Genomic DNA, 1,621 nt, shown 5'->3' on the forward strand with positions numbered 1-1,621 from the left:
CATCGAGTAGACCCTGTTATTGTGAGAATTCTTAATTCAAGAGTTATAGGGAGGGACTTATGTCACCACAAACAGAAACTAAAGCAGGTGTTGGATTTAAAGCTGGTGTTAAAGATTATAAATTGACTTACTACACCCCAGAGTATGAAACTAAGGATACTGATATCTTGGCAGCATTCCGAGTAAGTCCTCAGCCTGGGGTTCCGCCCGAAGAAGCAGGGGCTGCAGTAGCTGCCGAATCTTCTACTGGTACATGGACAACTGTTTGGACTGATGGACTTACCAGTCTTGATCGTTACAAAGGACGATGCTATCACATCGAGCCTGTTGCTGGGGAAGACAGCCAATGGATCTGTTATGTAGCTTATCCATTAGACCTATTTGAAGAGGGTTCCGTTACTAACATGTTTACTTCCATTGTAGGTAACGTATTTGGTTTCAAAGCCCTACGTGCTCTACGTTTGGAGGATCTACGAATTCCCCCTACTTATTCAAAAACTTTCCAAGGCCCGCCTCATGGTATCCAAGTTGAAAGAGATAAGTTGAACAAGTATGGTCGTCCTTTATTGGGATGTACTATTAAACCAAAATTGGGATTATCCGCAAAAAATTATGGTAGAGCGTGTTATGAGTGTCTACGTGGTGGACTTGATTTTACCAAAGATGATGAAAACGTAAACTCACAACCATTTATGCGCTGGAGAGACCGTTTTGTCTTTTGTGCCGAAGCTATTTATAAATCACAGGCCGAAACCGGTGAAATCAAGGGGCATTACTTGAATGCGACTGCGGGTACATGTGAAGAAATGATTAAGAGAGCTGTATTTGCAAGAGAATTAGGGGTTCCTATTGTAATGCATGACTACTTAACTGGGGGATTCACCGCAAATACTACTTTGGCTCATTATTGCCGCGACAATGGCCTACTTCTTCACATTCACCGTGCAATGCATGCAGTTATTGATAGACAGAAAAATCATGGTATGCATTTCCGTGTATTAGCTAAAGCATTGCGTATGTCTGGGGGAGATCATATCCACTCCGGTACAGTAGTAGGTAAGTTAGAAGGGGAACGCGAAATGACTTTAGGTTTTGTTGATTTATTGCGCGATGATTTTATTGAAAAAGATCGTGCTCGCGGTATCTTTTTCACTCAGGACTGGGTATCCATGCCAGGTGTTATACCGGTAGCTTCAGGTGGTATTCATGTTTGGCATATGCCAGCTCTGACCGAAATCTTTGGGGACGATTCTGTATTACAATTTGGTGGAGGAACTTTAGGACATCCTTGGGGAAATGCACCTGGTGCAGCAGCTAATCGAGTGGCTTTAGAAGCCTGTGTACAAGCTCGTAACGAAGGGCGCGATCTTGCTCGCGAAGGTAATGAAATTATCCGAGCAGCTTGCAAATGGAGTCCTGAACTAGCCGCAGCTTGTGAAGTATGGAAGGCGATCAAATTCGAGTTCGAGCCGGTAGATACTATTGATAAGTAGATAAAACTAAAGATAAAGAAGAGAAGGTATAAATAAAAAAGAAACGAAATAAAAAGAGAAAAAAATAAGTTATGAAATGCAGTAATTCTTCTTTATTCTTCTAATTGATTGCAATTAAACTCGGCTCG

The 1,621-nt window shown here is 41.9% G+C and carries 1 protein-coding gene; it reads left to right on the plus strand.

Translation table 11 applies throughout. The annotated features are described in order from the left end of the window. Positions 1–59: 59 nt before the first annotated feature. Complete coding sequence (locus tag IE255_RS40680; RefSeq protein ID WP_189214503.1) at positions 60–1,493, plus strand: form I ribulose bisphosphate carboxylase large subunit; 1,434 nt, start codon at positions 60–62, stop codon at positions 1,491–1,493. Positions 1,494–1,621 lie beyond the last annotated feature (128 nt).

Origin of the sequence: Streptomyces lomondensis (assembly GCF_014651035.1) — a bacterium.
Lineage (GTDB): Bacteria > Actinomycetota > Actinomycetes > Streptomycetales > Streptomycetaceae > Streptomyces > Streptomyces lomondensis.